This window comes from Peterkaempfera podocarpi, from assembly GCF_042466665.1.
Taxonomy (GTDB): domain Bacteria; phylum Actinomycetota; class Actinomycetes; order Streptomycetales; family Streptomycetaceae; genus Peterkaempfera; species Peterkaempfera podocarpi.
The window spans coordinates 5,052,223-5,067,405 of record NZ_CP162102.1 but is presented as its reverse complement, the minus strand read 5'-3'; the positions used below and the strand labels follow the sequence as shown (position 1 = coordinate 5,067,405).

The following is a 15,183-nucleotide window of genomic DNA, read 5'->3' as shown; positions in this document are numbered from 1 at the left end:
GATCCCCCGGGCTCAGCCCAGGGGCTTGAAGCTGTCATAGGACAGCCGACGTGCCTGTGCGGCCTCGGCGCTGTCCCACTGGTCCTGCGGCATCATCCACTGGATCAGATATGCCTTGCCCGTGTCCTTGCCGATGATGAACGCCCGGCTGACCACGTGCTTGAGGGCGACCGGCTTGTTGAAGGTGAACGTCCAGTCCGCCGCGTCCCAGCCGCGGTAGCGCAACTGCTGGATGCCGCCGACCTGGTGGTACTCGGGGTAGCCGGCGCTGGCCTGGCTCGCGCGGTCGCGCCAGTCCGCCAGGACGTCCTCGGTGGCGTCCTGGCGGTGGTCCAGGATCAGCACCCAGTCCTTGTAGTGCAGTTCGACGCCGCCGTCCTTGTCCTTGGCGTACGTCATGCCCTCGGGTACCACGACGGAGAGGCCTTCCCGGTCGTTGGTGTAGGTGGTGAAGCCGTCGGGGACGGCGCCCTTGGCCCCGCCGTCCTTGCTCCCGCTCCCGGGCCCGCTCTGGTCGCCGTTGCCGTTGCCGTCTCCGTTGTCGCCGCCGCCCTTGTCGTCGCCGGTGGGGTCGTCGCCGGCGGGGGCCGCGGGCCCGGTCGCCGACGAGGAGGGTGTGGGGGCTCCGCCGGTCGCCGATGTGGACGCCTTGGGGGCCGGACTGTGGCTGCCCCCGGCGCCGCCCGAAGCCCGGTCACCGGAGGAGCCGCCGGTGTCCGACATCGCCTGTACGCCCAGCACCACCGCGGTCACCAGCAGCACCAGCACCAGGCCGTAGACCAGCAGCGTCCGGGGAGCCGGGGTGCGCTCCGCGGGCGGTGCCGCGCGCCACTCCCGGACCCGCCGACCGACACCGCTACCCGGGCCGCCGGGCGCCCCGGACTCCGCTGCGACTGCGGCGGGCAGCACGGCGGTGGCCGGTGCCTCCTCCTGAGCGGGGGCGGGGGCGGGGGCGGCCGTGGGCTCGGCCGGCTTTGCGGCCCCGGCAGGTGCGGCGGCAGCCGCGGGCCGCGCAGGCCTGGCTGCTTCGGCCGGCTCGGACGTCGCGGCCGGCTCGGGCGCTGCGGGTACAGCGGTTGCCGCGGGCTCGGCCGGGTCCGCGGACGGCGGCGCCGTACGGCTGCCCACCCGCACCGTGCCGAGCAGGCCGCCCAGCACCCCGGCACCACGTCGCCCGGACTCCGCGGCTTCGCCGCCGTCCTCGGCCGGGGAGGCCTCCTTCGCGGGAGTCGCCTCCTTGGCCGGGGCGCTCTTCCCGGCAGGGGCACTCTTCGCACCCTGGGCACTCTTCTCCGGCTGGGCCCCCTGGCGGGGCACCGACCGGGCGGCGTCCCCGGCCGGCTTGCCCGCAGCCGGCTTCTCCTCGGCCTGCTTCTTCTTGACCGGCTTCTCCTCGGCCGGCTTCTCCTCGGCCGGGGTCGCGGGCAGTACCTGCGTCCGGGCGGCCGAGGCCTGCTGGGTGGTGTCCTCCGACCGCCGGGTCGCCTCGGCGACGATCCGCCGCAGCATCGACCGGGTCGTGGACTCGTCCAGCCGCTCGTCGGGGTCCTTGTGCAGCAGGCCCTCGATCACCGGGCGCAGCGGCCCGGCGTTCGCGGGGGTCTTGAGGTCCTCCATCATGACCGCGGTGAGGGTGGAGATCGCCGAGCCCCGGTCGTACGGGGGCTTGCCCTCGACCATGGCGTACAGGGTCGCGCCCAGCGACCACAGGTCGGCGGGCGGTCCGGGCTTCTGGCCGCGGGCGCGCTCGGGAGAGATGTAGGACGGGGCGCCGACCAGCATGCCGGTGGAGGTGACCGAGGGGTCCCCCTCGACGCTGGCGATGCCGAAGTCGGTGAGCACCACCCGGCCGTCGTCGCCGATCAGCACATTGGACGGCTTGACGTCGCGGTGCAGGATGCCGTGGCCGTGCGCCGAGCGCAGCACTCCCAGCAGGGCGAGGCCGATCTCGGCGGCGCGCACGGGCTCCAGCGGACCGTCCTGCTTGATGACGTCCGACAGGGAGCGGGACTCGACCAGCTCCATCACGATCCACGGCCGGTCGTCCTCGTCCACCACATCGAAGACGGTGACCGCGGCGGTGTGTCTGATCCTTGCCGTGGCCTTGGCCTCGCGCAGCGTACGGGTGATCAGGCGGCGCTTCTCCTCGTCGTCGACGCCGCCGTGGAAGCGCAGCTCCTTCACCGCGACGACGCGCCCCAGCATCTCGTCCTCGGCGCGCCAGACGGTGCCCATGCCGCCACGCCCGAGCACCGAGTCCAGCCGATAGCGGCCGGCGATGAGGCGGCCGGTGGAGCCCTGGGCCTGGGTCATGGATGCGATCCCCTACGTATGCCAGTCGACATGATGGTGCGTCGGCCCCGGCCGCAGGACCGCGCGGCAGGGGACCGGAGAGAGGGCGGACCGGTACCGGCGTGATGCTCACGCCCCCCGGAAGCCCAAGGGTCCATCATCCCCTGAGCTCCCGTCGCCCCCGCAATCGGCCCCCGGGCCACGACCGTCCGAACCGGTGTGCCCCCCACGCGCACACGCACAAGGACGCTCGGAACGGCCCCGATGGTTCCCGATCGGCCCCGGGACCCGATGCCCGGGGCAGGACACCCACGGGATCATTCGTTCGAGGGACGGTGCAGCGCGGCCCCCACGCCTGGAATTGTCCCGTCAGCGACGAGGGAGGACGCCATGGCGATGTCGATGCCGGGGCATTCGCCCAACGCGGATCTGCCGGCCCGGCACGAGCAGCTCGAGGTGCCTGTCGGCTTCCGAGCCGAGGTGATCGACGGGGGAATCAGCGCGTCTCCAAGCCCCGGCGGCCGCCATCAGTACATCTGTATGCGCCTGCGGGACCTGCTGCGCCCTGCCACGTCCACAGGTCCGGTGGTGACGGAGGACTCATCGTGGAACTGCCCGCCGCGGGTGAGCGCTACATCCCGGATCTGTTGGTGCTGCTCGAAAGGGCCCTTCTCACGGAGGAATGGATCTTCCCGCCGGACGGTGTGGAGCTTGTCTGCGAGGTGACTTCGCCGCCCAATGCGGCGACGGACCGGGTGAAGAAGCTCCGCGGTTACGCCGCCTCCGGCATCCCCCGCTATCTGCTGGTCGACCGACAGGGCGGCACGGCACGTCTGTTCGCGCAGCCTTGGGGTGACCATGACGTCAGCCGTATCCAGGTCACGTTCAGCGGTGTCGTCGATCTGCCGGCTCCGCTCGGCCTGCGGCTGGAGACCGCCGCCCTGGCCTGAGGCACGGGTGGGGCCTCAGGCATCGGCGGCCGGCCGCGGCTGGTTCGTCCGCGAAAGGCAGTGGGAACAGACGTCCGACACTGCTAACGTTCCGGCCCATTCCCACGTTCGCCGTGCTGCGCTGCGCGCTGTCCGCCGCGACGTGTCCACTCCACTCACCTCGGGGGATCTCCGTGGACCAGACCACGCCTTCGCCTGCCGGAACGTTCGGCCCTCCGGCGTCCCAGCCACAGCCGCAGGCACCGGTAGCCGGGGCCCCGGTGCCGCCCCCGGCCGGCGAGTTCGGTGCACCCCTGCCGCCCCCGGCCGGCGAGTTCGGTGCACCCCTGCCGCCCCCGGCCGGCGAGTTCGGTGCTCCCCTGCCGCCCCCGGCCGGCGAGTTCGGTGCGCCGCAGCCGCCGTCGCCGTATCTGCAGGCGTCGGCCCCCGCGGCATCGCCGACGGCCTCCCGCGCCGCCCTCGGCGTCCTGGCCGGCGTGGCGGCGGCGCTGATCGGCGCGGCGGTGTACGGCGCGATCATCCGCGGCACCAACCGTGAGTTCAGCTATGCCGCCCTGGCCGTGGGCGCCCTGGTGGGCGCGGCGCTCGGCAAGGTCGGCGGGCGGAGCCAGACGCTGCCGGTGCTCGGGGTGCCGCTGGCCCTGCTCGGAGTGTTCCTGGGCCAGATGTTCGGCCTCACGCTGCTGGCGCAGCACGAGACCGGGGTGTCGGTGACCACCATCCTCACCGACCACACCGGGGTGATCTACGACGTCTGGAAGGACCAGCTGGGCTTCATGGACGTGCTCTTCTTCGGCATCGCCGGGTTCGAGGGATTTCTCTTCGCCAAGCGCACCGCGGGCTGACCGCTGACCACACGGTCGAGGGGCCGGGGACCGCGATCGCGGTCCCCGGCCCCTCGCGTCGGCCGGCCGTCGTCGGCCGGTCTGCTCAGCGGTGGCCGGCGTGCGGGGCCACGGTGACCTCCACCCGCTGGAACTCCTTGAGCTCCGAGTAGCCGGTGGTGGCCATCGCCCGGCGCAGCGCACCGAAGAGGTTCATGGTGCCGTCGGGGGTGTGCGAGGGACCCAGCAGGATCTCCTCCGTGGTGCCCACGGTGCCCAGGTGGACGCGCTTGCCGCGCGGCAGCTCGTCGTGGACGGCCTCCATGCCCCAGTGGTGGCCCCGGCCGGGCGCGTCGGTGGCGCGGGCCAGCGCGGCACCGATCATCACCGCGTCCGCGCCGCATGCCACGGCCTTGGCCAGGTCGCCGCTGTAGCCGACCCCGCCGTCCGCGATGACGTGCACATACCGGCCGCCGGACTCGTCCATGTAGTCCCGGCGGGCCGCCGCGACATCGGCGACCGCGGTGGCCATCGGCACCTGGATGCCCAGCACGGCCCGGGTGGTGTGGGCGGCACCGCCGCCGAAGCCGACCAGCACACCGGCCGCACCGGTGCGCATCAGGTGCAGCGCCGCCGTGTAGGTGGCGCAGCCGCCGACGATCACCGGAACATCGAGCTCATAGATGAACTGCTTGAGGTTGAGCGGCTCGGCCGCACCGGAGACATGCTCGGCCGAGACCGTGGTGCCGCGGATCACAAAGACGTCCACGCCGGCGTCCACGACCGCCTTGGAGAACTCGGCGGTGCGCTGCGGGGAGAGCGCGGCGGCGGTGACCACACCCGACTCCCGCACCTCCTTGATCCGCTGGCCGATCAGCTCCGGCTTGATCGGCTCGGCGTAGATCTCCTGGAGGCGCCGGGTGGCGGCGTGCTCGTCGGCCAGCGCGGCGACCTCGGCGAGCAGCGGCTCGGGGTCCTCGTAACGGGTCCACAGACCTTCGAGGTTGAGGACGCCCAGACCGCCGAGCCGGCCGATGGCGATCGCCTGCGCGGGGGAGACCACGCTGTCCATGGGGGCGGCCAGGAAGGGCAGTTCGAAACGGTAGGCATCGATCTGCCAGGCGATCGAGACCTCCTTGGGGTCGCGGGTACGCCGGCTCGGGACGACGGCGATGTCGTCGAAGGCGTATGCCCGTCGGCCGCGCTTGCCCCGCCCGATCTCGATCTCGGTCACTTCGAGCCCTTCCGCTGTCTTCGTCCGAACCGGCCGGGGCTCTGCGCCCGCAGCCGTACACCAGTATCCCGGAACGGCGCCCGCCCGCCGCAGGAGGTGCGGCGGGCGGGCGGACCGGAGCGGGTCAGCGGCCGGGGTAGTTGGGCGCCTCGATGGTCATCTGGATGTCGTGCGGGTGGCTCTCCTTGAGCCCCGCCGCGGTGATCCGGACGAACCGGCCCTTGTCCTTGAGCTCCTGGATGTCCGCGGAACCCGCGTATCCCATGGAGGAGCGCAGGCCGCCGATGAGCTGGTGGACGACCGAGGCCAGCGGGCCGCGGTAGGGCACCTGGCCCTCGATGCCCTCGGGGACGAGCTTGTCCTCGGAGAGCACGTTGTCCTGGAAGTAGCGGTCCTTGGAGAAGGACCGGGCCTGGCCACGCCCCTGCATGGCGCCCAGCGAGCCCATGCCCCGGTAGGACTTGAACTGCTTGCCGTTGATGAACAGCAGCTCGCCCGGCGACTCCTCGCAGCCGGCCAGCAGGCTGCCCAGCATCACGGTGTCGGCGCCGGCCGCGATGGCCTTGGCAATGTCACCGGAGTACTGGAGGCCGCCGTCGCCGATCACCGGGACGCCGGCCGCGATGGCCGCCTGGGCGGCCTCGTAGATCGCGGTGACCTGCGGGACACCGACACCGGCGACCACGCGGGTGGTGCAGATGGAGCCGGGGCCCACACCGACCTTGATGCCGTCGGCACCGGCGTCGATCAGCGCCTGGGCGCCGTCGCGGGTGGCGACGTTGCCGGCCACCACATCGACCCGGATGTTGGCCTTGACCTTGGCGACCATGTCCAGGATGCCGCGGCTGTGGCCGTGGGCGCTGTCGATCACCAGGAAGTCCACCCCGGCCTCGACCAGGGCCAGCGCCCGGTCGTACGCGGCGTCGCCGACACCCACCGCGGCACCGACGATCAGCCGGCCCTCGGCGTCCTTGGCGGCGTTGGGGTACTTCTCGGCCTTGACGAAGTCCTTGACCGTGATCAGGCCCTTGAGCCGGCCCTCGTCGTCGACCAGCGGAAGCTTCTCGATCTTGTGGCGGCGCAGCAGCCCGATGGCGTCCTCGCCGGAGATGCCGACCTTGCCGGTGATCAGCGGCATCGGCGTCATCACCTCGCGGACCTCGCGGCTGCGGTCCGACTCGAAGGCCATGTCGCGGTTGGTGACGATGCCGAGCAGCTTGCCTGCGGCGTCCGTGACCGGGACACCGCTGATCCGGAACTTGGCGCAGAGCGCGTCGGCGTCGAGCAGGGTGGCGTCCGGACGGACCGTGATCGGGTCGGTGACCATCCCCGACTCGGAGCGCTTCACCAGGTCGACCTGGTTGACCTGGTCCTCGACCGAGAGATTGCGGTGCAGCACGCCGACGCCGCCCTGACGGGCCATGGCGATGGCCATCCGCGCCTCGGTGACCTTGTCCATGGCGGCGGAGAGCAGCGGGATGTTGACCGAGACGTTCCGGCTGACCCGGGAGGAGGTGTTGACCTGGTTGGGCAGCACCTCGGAGGCACCAGGGAGCAGCAGGACGTCGTCGTAGGTGAGCCCGAGCATGGCGAACTTCTCGGGTACGCCGGCGGCGTTGGAGGACATGAATACCTTCCCGTGGTGGGCCGGACCGATCCGATGTGCAGAGGTGGACGCGATCTCTTCGGATGTGGCGGAAGGAAGGGAGGTCGTCCGGCCTCCGCCCGCCCGCCCGCTCGCACCGGCACCTGCACGGGGCTGCTCGGGGACACCGAGACACTGCGGGGGACGCCGAGGCTCCGCCCGGGTACCGGAACTCCATGTTACTGGGATGCGAAGTGTTTCCGTCCCGCCCCCTTGACACAGCGCGGCCGGTCGCTGGGCGAAACGGGCGGTTGCGCGGGTCGGAGATGCGCCGATCCGGACGGCGCGCACGCCGGCGGCCGCGGACGGCCGAGCGCCCGGTGACCCTTGCCACGGCTGCCGCCCGGCCGGGCGGCGCCGCTCGCACGGCGGGGTGGGAGTGCCGTCGCACGGCTCCCCCGCACCCGGGGTGCAGGGGAGATCACGGTGGCCGGATGTGGCGTTGCGAAACCGGGCGCTGATGAATCAGGCGCTGAGGCCGGTGGCGCCGTCGCCGCCCTCGGCGAGCGCCCGCAGCCTGCTGAGGGCGCGGTGCTGGGCGACCCGAACGGCGCCCGCGGACATCCCGAGGACCTCGCCGGTCTCCTCCGCGGTGAGTCCGGCCGCGACCCGCAGCAGCACCAACTCCCGCTGCCGGGGCGGCAGGCACGCCAGCAGCTCGCGCGCCCAGGCGGCGTCGCTGCTGAGCAGCGCCCGCTCCTCGGGGCCCAGCGACTCGTCGGCGGTCTCCGGCAGGACATCGGCGGGCACCGCGGTGGAAGCGGGGCCGCGCATGGCGGCCCGCTGCAGATCCGCGATCTTGTGGGCCGCGATGCCGTAGACGAACGCCTCGAAGGGCCGGCCCTCGTCCCGGTAGCGCGGCAGCGCGCAGAGCACGGCCAGGCAGACGTCCTGCGCCACATCGTCGACATGGTGCCGTGCCCCGCCGGGCAGCCTGGTCAGCCGTGCCCGGCAGTACCGCAGCACCAGTGGGTGGACATGGGCGAGCAGCGCATCGGTGGCACGGCCGTCACCCTGGACGGCGCGGCCGACCAGGTCGCCCACCACCGTCGGCTCGGGCACTCTCTCCGCCACCCTCCGCACCGCGACGCCCCCTTGGCGACCGGCGGCTCTGGCTTGACGCGTCTCCACGGCACCCGCTCCTCCGAGCGTGGCGCCGCCGAAGTCTGCCTCGCCGGGGGCGGCTACCTCGTCGTCGCGCATCGGTCCATGGTGCCTGGTCGTTCGAGAAAACGCGGCACCGGCTCCGGACTTGTGCACCGGAACGTTATGTGCTGCCCCGTGCTCCGTGGTCGCGGCCTGCGGTGCGGTGTCCGGCGGCGGGTCCCCGAGGTGCTCCATACTCCTATGGTGCGTCCTCGGCCCGCCGCTGACACCATGCCGCCGCCCACATCGCACCGGAGAGCGGACGACCGGTCCGCCGGAAGGCGGTGCGGGGACCCCTTTCCGGGGTGCGGCCGACCGCCGCGACCTGCGCCGTTCCGCCGACAGCCAGCGCCGCCGACACGACCCTCAGCGGACCAGGCCCCAGCGAAAGCCCAGCGCCACTGCATGCGCCCGGTCCGAGGCGCCGAGCTTCTTGAAGAGCCGGCGCGCATGGGTCTTCACGGTGTCCTCGGAGAGGAAGAGCTCACGGCCGATCTCGGCGTTGCTCCGCCCGTGGCTCATGCCCTCCAGCACCTGGATCTCACGTGCGGTGAGGGTGGGGGCCGCGCCCATGTCGGGGGAGCGCAGCCGGCGCGGGGCGAGCCGCCAGGTGGGGTCGGCCAGCGCCTGGGTCACGGTGGCCCGCAGCTCGGCGCGTGATGCGTCCTTGTGCAGATAACCGCGGGCGCCGGCGGCGACGGCCAGCGCCACCCCGTCGAGGTCCTCGGCGACGGTCAGCATGATGATCCGGGCCCCCGGATCGGCTGACAACAGCCGCCGCACCGTTTCGACCCCGCCGAGTCCGGGCATCCGGACGTCCATCAGGACGAGGTCGGAGCGGTCCGCCACCCAGCGGCGGAGAACCTCCTCGCCGTTGGTGGCAGTGGTCACCCGGTCGACACCGGGCACGGTCGCCACCGCTCGGCGGAGCGCCTCCCGGGCAAGCGGGGAATCGTCGCACACGAGAACGGATGTCATGACCGTCCTCCGCAGCTGATCCGCGTCACGTTGAGCCTCCTGGCTGGTACGAATCGTCACCGACACGGCCAATGACGACAGGCTGTGGTTCTGATCGCTCGCACTGCTCGCGATCGTTCCCGACGCCCGGCGCCCGCTAACCGCCTCCGCACTCCCAACGACCGTCACTCGAATGAGTTACGGGGATGGCGGCCACCTCCACCACTCTACGTGGTCGACCCGTTACCGATCGCCGCCCGCCGTCCGGCCCGCGTGCCGCGCGATGGCGACCCGGGACCCGGCGTAGTCCCAACGAGTGCACCCGCCCCCAGGACACGCCGCAGCACACTGTGCGGCATTGGTCCGTTTTCGCGGCATTTGTTAGGGGGAGGCCTGTTGTGCGACCCAATGGGCATCTTGTCCTATAGATCTCTGTAGGTCTTATTTCCAGGTGTTCGCACTGACGCCGCCCCGGAGCCTCGCCTCGACGGTCGACGCACCGGCATCTAAGCCCCAAATCCTTTGAGGGGATGAGCCATGGCCGACTTCTCCCGCCTTCCCGGCCCCAACGCAGACCTGTGGGACTGGCAGCTCTCGGCGGCCTGCCGCGGTGTGGACAGCTCCCTGTTCTTCCATCCCGAGGGCGAGCGCGGCGCTGCCCGCTCCTCCCGGGAGCAGGCAGCCAAGGAGGTGTGTATGCGCTGCCCGGTCAGGGCGCAGTGCGCGGCACATGCACTGACCGTCCGCGAGCCCTACGGCGTGTGGGGCGGGCTGACCGAGGACGAGCGCGAGGAGCTCCAGGGCAGGGCCCGCCATCGGCTGGTGGAGGTGCCGCTGATCGCACCGTCGCCCGGCTCGCACTGAGCCGCTGAGCACTGGGCCACTGAGCACTGGGCCACTGAGCCACCGAGCCAGGGGTCGGCGGCCACGGGGCCGACCCGCAGCAGCATGCCCGCGACGGCATGCACAGCAGGATCGTTCCTGCTTGAACGTTCCGCTGGGCCGCAGCCCAGCGGCCCAGCGTCAGCCCCGGCGCTGGGCGGCCGCCCCCGCCAACCGGTCCAGCATCAGCTCCACGGCCGGCACCTCCCCCAGGTCGGGCAGGGTCAGCGCCACCACCTCACGCGCCGCCCGCGGGGTCAGCGGGACCACGGCGACGCCGGTCCGCCGTACCGACTCCAGCGCCAGTCCGGGCAGCACCGCCACCCCCACCCCGGCCGCGACCAGGCCGACCACCGCGGGGTAGTCGTCGGTGGCGAAGTCGATACGCGGTGCAAAACCCGCCGCGGCGCAGAGCTCCACCAGATGGCCGCGGCACTGCGGGCAGCCCGCGATCCACTGCTCCCCCGCCAGCTCCGCCAGCTTCACCGGCTCTGCCGGCCCGCGCCCTGCCAGCGGGTGCCCCGAGGGCACCAGGCCGACCAGGGCGTCGTCCAGCAGCGGGCGCACCACCAGGTCGGACCAGTCGTTGGCGGCGGCCGAGGCGGCAGCCTCCAGCGCGGCCTCGGCCCGCGCCTCACGCCGTGATCCATGGCCCCCGGTCTCCGCCGCTGCGGCCGGCACGGCGGACGCCACGGCACGGGCGGCCCGCTCCGTCTCCGGGTAGCGGAAGGCCAGCGCCACCTCGCACTCGCCGCCGCGCAGCATCGCCAGCGACTCCGGGGGCTCCGCCTCGACCAGCGAGACCTGCACCCCCGGGCGGGAGGCACGCATCTCGGCGACCGCCCTCGGCACCAGGGTGGAGCTGGCGGTGGGGAAGGAGACCAGCCGTACGCGTCCGGCCCGCAGCCCGGCGATCGCCGCGACCTCCTCCTCGGCGGCGGTGAGCCCGGCGAGGATGGTGTTGGCGTGCTTCAACAGGGCCTGTCCGGCCTCGGTGAGCTGCATCCCGCGCCCGGAGCGCACCACCAGCGGGGTCTCCACCGACTTCTCCAGCGCTTTCATCTGCTGGCTGACCGCGGGCTGGGTACAGCCCAGATCCCGGGCGGCCGCGGAGTAGGAGCCGGTCCGGGACACGGCCCGCAGGACCCTGAGATGGCGTGCCTCGATCACGGGTCAAGCATAAGCAACTCTTTGGGAAAGGCCCTCGGCCCGGACCTTCCCTGGGGAAGGTCCGGGCCGAGGGTGACTGCTCGGGTGCCTCAGTGCGAGTGGCCGTGGCCACCGTGCGAGTGGCCCGCGGCGGCCTCTTCCTCTTCCTTCTTCTCCACCACCAGGGTCTCGGTGGTGAGCAGCAGGGAGGCGATGGAGGCGGCGTTCTCCAGGGCGGAGCGGGTGACCTTGACCGGGTCGATGACGCCGGCCTTCACCAGGTCGCCGTACTCGCCGGTGGCGGCGTTGTAGCCCTGTCCGGCGTCCAGCTCGGCGACCTTGGAGGTGATCACATAGCCCTCGAGGCCGGCGTTCTGGGCGATCCAGCGCAGCGGCTCGACCAGGGCGCGGCGGACGACCGCGACACCGGTGGCCTCGTCGCCGGACAGGCCCAGGCCGTTCTCCAGCACCTTGGCGGAGTGGACCAGGGAGGCGCCGCCGCCGGCGACGATGCCCTCCTCGACCGCGGCGCGGGTCGCCGAGATGGCGTCCTCGAGGCGGTGCTTCTTCTCCTTGAGCTCCACCTCGGTGGCGGCGCCGACCCGGATCACGCAGACGCCGCCGGCCAGCTTGGCCAGGCGCTCCTGCAGCTTCTCGCGGTCCCAGTCGGAGTCGGTGGTCTCGATCTCGGCCTTGATCTGGGCGACCCGGCCGGCGACCTCCTCCGAGGAGCCCGAGCCGTCGACGACGGTGGTGTTGTCCTTGGTGACGGTCACCCGACGGGCGCTGCCCAGGACGTCCAGACCGGCCTGGTCGAGCTTGAGGCCGACCTCCTCCGCGATCACGGTGGCGCCGGTGAGGGTCGCGATGTCGCCCAGCATGGCCTTGCGGCGGTCGCCGAAGCCGGGGGCCTTCACCGCGACGGCGTTGAAGGTGCCACGGATCTTGTTGACGACGAGGGTGGAGAGGGCCTCGCCCTCGACGTCCTCGGCGATGATCAGCAGCGGCCGGCTGGCGCCGCCCTGGAGGATCTTCTCCAGCAGCGGCAGCAGGTCCTGGATCGAGGAGATCTTGCCCTGGTTGATCAGGATGTACGGGTCGTCGAGGACGGCCTCCATACGCTCCTGGTCGGTCACCATGTACGGGGACAGGTAGCCCTTGTCGAACTGCATGCCCTCGGTGAAGTCCAGCTCCAGGCCGAAGGTGTTGGACTCCTCGACGGTGATCACACCGTCCTTGCCGACCTTGTCCATCGCCTCGGCGATCAGCTCGCCGACCTGGGGGTCCTGGGCGGACAGCGCGGCCACGGCGGCGATGTCGTCCTTGCCCTCGATCTCACGGGCGATGCCGAGCAGGTGCTCGGAGACGGCCGCCACGGCGGCGTCGATGCCCTTCTTGAGACCGGCCGGGCCGGCGCCCGCCGCGACGTTGCGCAGACCCTCGTTGACCAGGGCCTGGGCCAGCACGGTGGCAGTGGTGGTGCCGTCGCCCGCGACGTCGTTGGTCTTGGTCGCGACCTCCTTGACGAGCTGCGCGCCAAGGTTCTCGTACGGGTCGTCCAGCTCCACCTCACGGGCGATGGTCACGCCGTCGTTGGTGATGGTGGGCGCGCCGAACTTCTTGTCGATGACGACATTGCGGCCCTTGGGGCCGATCGTCACCTTCACGGTGTCGGCGAGCTTGTTGACTCCGCGCTCCAGCGAGCGGCGGGCGTCCTCGTCGAACTTCAGGATCTTCGCCATCGTCTCGTCAATTCCCTCTCAACAACCGCGCCCCGGGCCCCGGGTCTCATAAGGACACGGATCCCGGGGCGGGTCACGACTCTGCGGTCAGCGTCGGATTACTTCTCGATGATCGCGAGGACGTCGCGAGCCGAGAGGACGAGGTACTCCTCGCCGTTGTACTTGACCTCGGTGCCGCCGTACTTGCTGTACAGCACGACATCGCCCACGGCGACGTCCAGCGGGAGACGCTGGCCGTCCTCGAAGCGACCCGGGCCCACGGCGAGGACGACGCCCTCCTGGGGCTTCTCCTTCGCAGTGTCCGGAATGACCAGGCCGGAGGCCGTGGTGGTCTCGGCGTCGAGCGGCTGGACCACAATGCGGTCCTCGAGCGGCTTGATGGCAACCTTGGTGCTGGCGGTCGTCACGTCCGACCTCCCCCTTCGGAGATCTCACGGGGTTGTCTAAAGGTAGGTGGCGACCTGGCCGGCCCGTCGTCGCGGGTGCCGGACCTGCCTCGTCGCGTTAGCACCCTCCTGGGGAGAGTGCCAAGGACGACCTTAGGGCGCGACTAGCACTCAGTCAACCAGAGTGCTAACTAGTGGCTGCCGTGGGTGGGTGGCTGAGGATGGCGGCTGGGGTTGGCGGGGGTTGCTCTCGCGTTCCGCCGTTGGAAGTTGAGGGTGCGCGACGGGGCCTCCGCTCTGGTGGGGCTGCCCGGAAACACGCTCACACGCCGGGAGTGGCGCGGGCGCGCGGCGGGGCCACCGGTCCGGTCGGACGGCCCGGAAACACGCTCACGCCCCGGGAGTGGCGCAGACACGGCGCGGGGCCACCGGTCCGGTGGGGCGGCCCGGAAACACGCTCACACGCCGGGAGTGGCGCGGGCGCGCGGCGGGGCCACCGGTCCGGTGGGGCGGCCCGGAAGCACGCTCACGCCCCGGGAGTGGCGCAGACACGGCGCGGGGCCACCGGTCCGGTGGGGCGGCCCGGAAACACGCTCACACGCCGGGAGTGGCGCGGGCGCGCGGCGGGGCCACCGGTCCGGTCGGACGGCCCGGAAACACGCTGATGCGCCGGGAGTGTCGCGGATGCGCGGAGAGGGCGTGCGATCGGGGGCGTGCCGCAAGGGCTGGTGCGGCCGGGCGGGGCGCCGGCGGGAGAATGGGCAGGTGGAGATCGAATCGTTCCGGGACCTGCTGACCGACGAGGGGCAGGAACTGCTGACCCGGCTGCGCGACCATGCCCCCGGTGAGGAACTGGCGCTGGCCACCCGGCTGCGCCGGGAGCACCCGGCGGAGCTGGTGTCGGCGGCGCTCGGCCAGGCCCGGCTGCGACAGCGGGCCAGGGCGAAGTTCGGCGGCGACGCCGACCGGATGTACTTCACGCCCGACGGGGTGGAGCAGGCCACCCGCACCACGGTGGCCGAGTGGCGGGCCCGCCGGTTCGCCGGCCTGGGTGTGCGCCGGCTGGCCGACCTCTGCTGCGGGGTGGGCGGCGACGCGGTGGCGCTGGCCAGGGCCGGGATCTCGGTGCTGGCCGTCGACCGGTCCCCGCTGGCCTGCGCCGCGGCCGAGGCCAATGCGCGGGCGCTGGGCCTGGCGGAGCTGATCGAGGTCCGCTGCGCCGCTGTGGCCGAGGTGGACCTGTCCGGGTACGACGCGGTCTTCACCGACCCCGCCCGCCGTGGGTCGCGCGGCCGGATCTTCGACCCGGAGGCCTACTCCCCGCCGCTGTCCTGGGCCGTCGAGGCCGGCCGCCGCACCCCGTACGCCGCGCTGAAGATCGCCCCCGGGGTGCCCCACGAGGCGGTGCCCGAGGACGCCGAGGCCGAGTGGGTCTCCGACGGCGGGGACGTCAAGGAGGCGGTGCTCTGGTTCGGTACCGGGGCGGTCCAGCCGCACCGGGCGACCCTGCTGCCCGGCGGCCACACCCTCACCGGCGGACGGCTGCCCAACCCCCCGGTGGGGCCGGTGGGCGGCTTCCTGTACGAACCGGACGGCGCGGTGATCCGGGCCCACCTGGTGGCCGAGGTGGCCGAGCGGATCAGCGGCACCCTGATCGACCCGACCATCGCCTACCTCACCGCGGACACCCTGGTCCGCACGCCCTACGCCACCGCGTACACGATCACCGACACCCTGCCGTTCAACGTCAAACGGCTGCGGGCACTGCTGCGTGAACGCGGGGTGGGCACGGTGGTGGTCAAGAAGCGCGGCTCCGCGGTGGAACCGGAGGAGCTGCGCCGCAAGCTGAAGCCCGAGGGCCCCCACTCCTGCACGGTCTTCCTCACCCGGGTGGCGGGGGCTCCGGCCATGCTGCTGGGGCACCCGGTCTGACCGGACCGGCTCGGCCGCGCTCCGGCCCCGGCGGCAGGTACGCG

Annotated in this window: 12 protein-coding genes; 4 read left to right on the top strand and 8 right to left on the bottom strand. The window is 72.5% G+C overall.

What is annotated here, in order from left to right:
- Positions 1-12 precede the first annotated feature (12 nt).
- The gene (locus AB0761_RS22365) at positions 13-2,313 is read right to left on the bottom strand and encodes a protein kinase (protein WP_377270879.1); all 2,301 of its coding nucleotides are present in this window, start codon (positions 2,311-2,313) and stop codon (positions 13-15) included.
- A 584-nt stretch (positions 2,314-2,897) separates the two neighbouring features.
- Here AB0761_RS22365 and AB0761_RS22360 point away from each other — a divergent pair.
- On the top strand, positions 2,898-3,242 hold the full coding sequence (locus AB0761_RS22360; RefSeq protein WP_377270878.1) for a Uma2 family endonuclease: 345 nt from the start codon (positions 2,898-2,900) through the stop codon (positions 3,240-3,242).
- Between the two features lie 260 nt (positions 3,243-3,502).
- Positions 3,503-4,087, top strand: a complete 585-nt coding sequence (locus AB0761_RS22355) for a hypothetical protein (RefSeq protein ID WP_377270877.1) — start codon at positions 3,503-3,505, stop codon at positions 4,085-4,087.
- Positions 4,088-4,172: 85 nt separating this feature from the next.
- Here the strand turns inward: AB0761_RS22355 and AB0761_RS22350 are convergent, their stop codons facing one another.
- The 4 genes from AB0761_RS22350 to AB0761_RS22335 all read right to left on the bottom strand — a co-directional run bounded on the left by AB0761_RS22350 (position 4,173) and on the right by AB0761_RS22335 (position 9,069).
- Entirely contained in the window at positions 4,173-5,300 is a 1,128-nt protein-coding gene (locus AB0761_RS22350; protein WP_377270876.1) for a GuaB3 family IMP dehydrogenase-related protein, read from the bottom strand.
- A gap of 124 nt (positions 5,301-5,424) precedes the next feature.
- Positions 5,425-6,927 (bottom strand): IMP dehydrogenase, encoded by a 1,503-nt coding sequence (guaB, locus tag AB0761_RS22345; RefSeq protein ID WP_377270875.1) that lies wholly within the window; start codon positions 6,925-6,927, stop codon positions 5,425-5,427.
- A 483-nt stretch (positions 6,928-7,410) separates the two neighbouring features.
- Entirely contained in the window at positions 7,411-8,148 is a 738-nt protein-coding gene (gene shbA, locus AB0761_RS22340) for an RNA polymerase sigma factor ShbA (RefSeq protein ID WP_377270873.1), read from the bottom strand.
- Between the two features lie 309 nt (positions 8,149-8,457).
- A complete protein-coding gene (locus AB0761_RS22335) occupies positions 8,458-9,069 on the bottom strand; it encodes a response regulator transcription factor (RefSeq protein WP_014136228.1) in 612 nt (203 codons plus the stop codon).
- A 516-nt stretch (positions 9,070-9,585) separates the two neighbouring features.
- Here AB0761_RS22335 and AB0761_RS22330 point away from each other — a divergent pair.
- Entirely contained in the window at positions 9,586-9,912 is a 327-nt protein-coding gene (locus tag AB0761_RS22330; RefSeq protein ID WP_377270872.1) for a WhiB family transcriptional regulator, read from the top strand.
- Positions 9,913-10,071: 159 nt separating this feature from the next.
- Here AB0761_RS22330 and AB0761_RS22325 read toward each other — a convergent pair whose 3' ends face one another.
- The 3 genes from AB0761_RS22325 to groES all read right to left on the bottom strand — a co-directional run bounded on the left by AB0761_RS22325 (position 10,072) and on the right by groES (position 13,228).
- On the bottom strand, positions 10,072-11,100 hold the full coding sequence (locus AB0761_RS22325) for a LysR substrate-binding domain-containing protein (protein WP_377270871.1): 1,029 nt from the start codon (positions 11,098-11,100) through the stop codon (positions 10,072-10,074).
- An 89-nt stretch (positions 11,101-11,189) separates the two neighbouring features.
- Complete coding sequence (gene groL / locus AB0761_RS22320; RefSeq protein ID WP_377270869.1) at positions 11,190-12,821, bottom strand: chaperonin GroEL; 1,632 nt, start codon at positions 12,819-12,821, stop codon at positions 11,190-11,192.
- 98 nt (positions 12,822-12,919) lie between these two features.
- Positions 12,920-13,228: a co-chaperone GroES gene (gene groES, locus AB0761_RS22315; RefSeq protein ID WP_055586200.1), complete on the bottom strand. Its 309-nt coding sequence runs from the start codon at positions 13,226-13,228 to the stop codon at positions 12,920-12,922.
- A gap of 744 nt (positions 13,229-13,972) precedes the next feature.
- Between groES and AB0761_RS22310 the strand changes: the two genes are divergently transcribed.
- On the top strand, positions 13,973-15,139 hold the full coding sequence (locus AB0761_RS22310) for a methyltransferase domain-containing protein (RefSeq protein ID WP_377270868.1): 1,167 nt from the start codon (positions 13,973-13,975) through the stop codon (positions 15,137-15,139).
- The last annotated feature ends 44 nt before the right edge of the window (positions 15,140-15,183 follow it).

What these genes read in the sequence shown, in the direction of transcription:
- AB0761_RS22365 (WP_377270879.1), bottom strand. Translation starts at nt 2,313, where the DNA reads ATGACCCAGGCCCAGGGCTCCACCGGCCGCCTCATCGCCGGCCGCTAT.
- guaB (WP_377270875.1), bottom strand. Translation starts at nt 6,927, where the DNA reads ATGTCCTCCAACGCCGCCGGCGTACCCGAGAAGTTCGCCATGCTCGGG.
- shbA (WP_377270873.1), bottom strand. Translation starts at nt 8,148, where the DNA reads ATGCGCGACGACGAGGTAGCCGCCCCCGGCGAGGCAGACTTCGGCGGC.
- AB0761_RS22335 (WP_014136228.1), bottom strand. Translation starts at nt 9,069, where the DNA reads ATGACATCCGTTCTCGTGTGCGACGATTCCCCGCTTGCCCGGGAGGCG.
- AB0761_RS22330 (WP_377270872.1), top strand. Translation starts at nt 9,586, where the DNA reads ATGGCCGACTTCTCCCGCCTTCCCGGCCCCAACGCAGACCTGTGGGAC.
- groL (WP_377270869.1), bottom strand. Translation starts at nt 12,821, where the DNA reads ATGGCGAAGATCCTGAAGTTCGACGAGGACGCCCGCCGCTCGCTGGAG.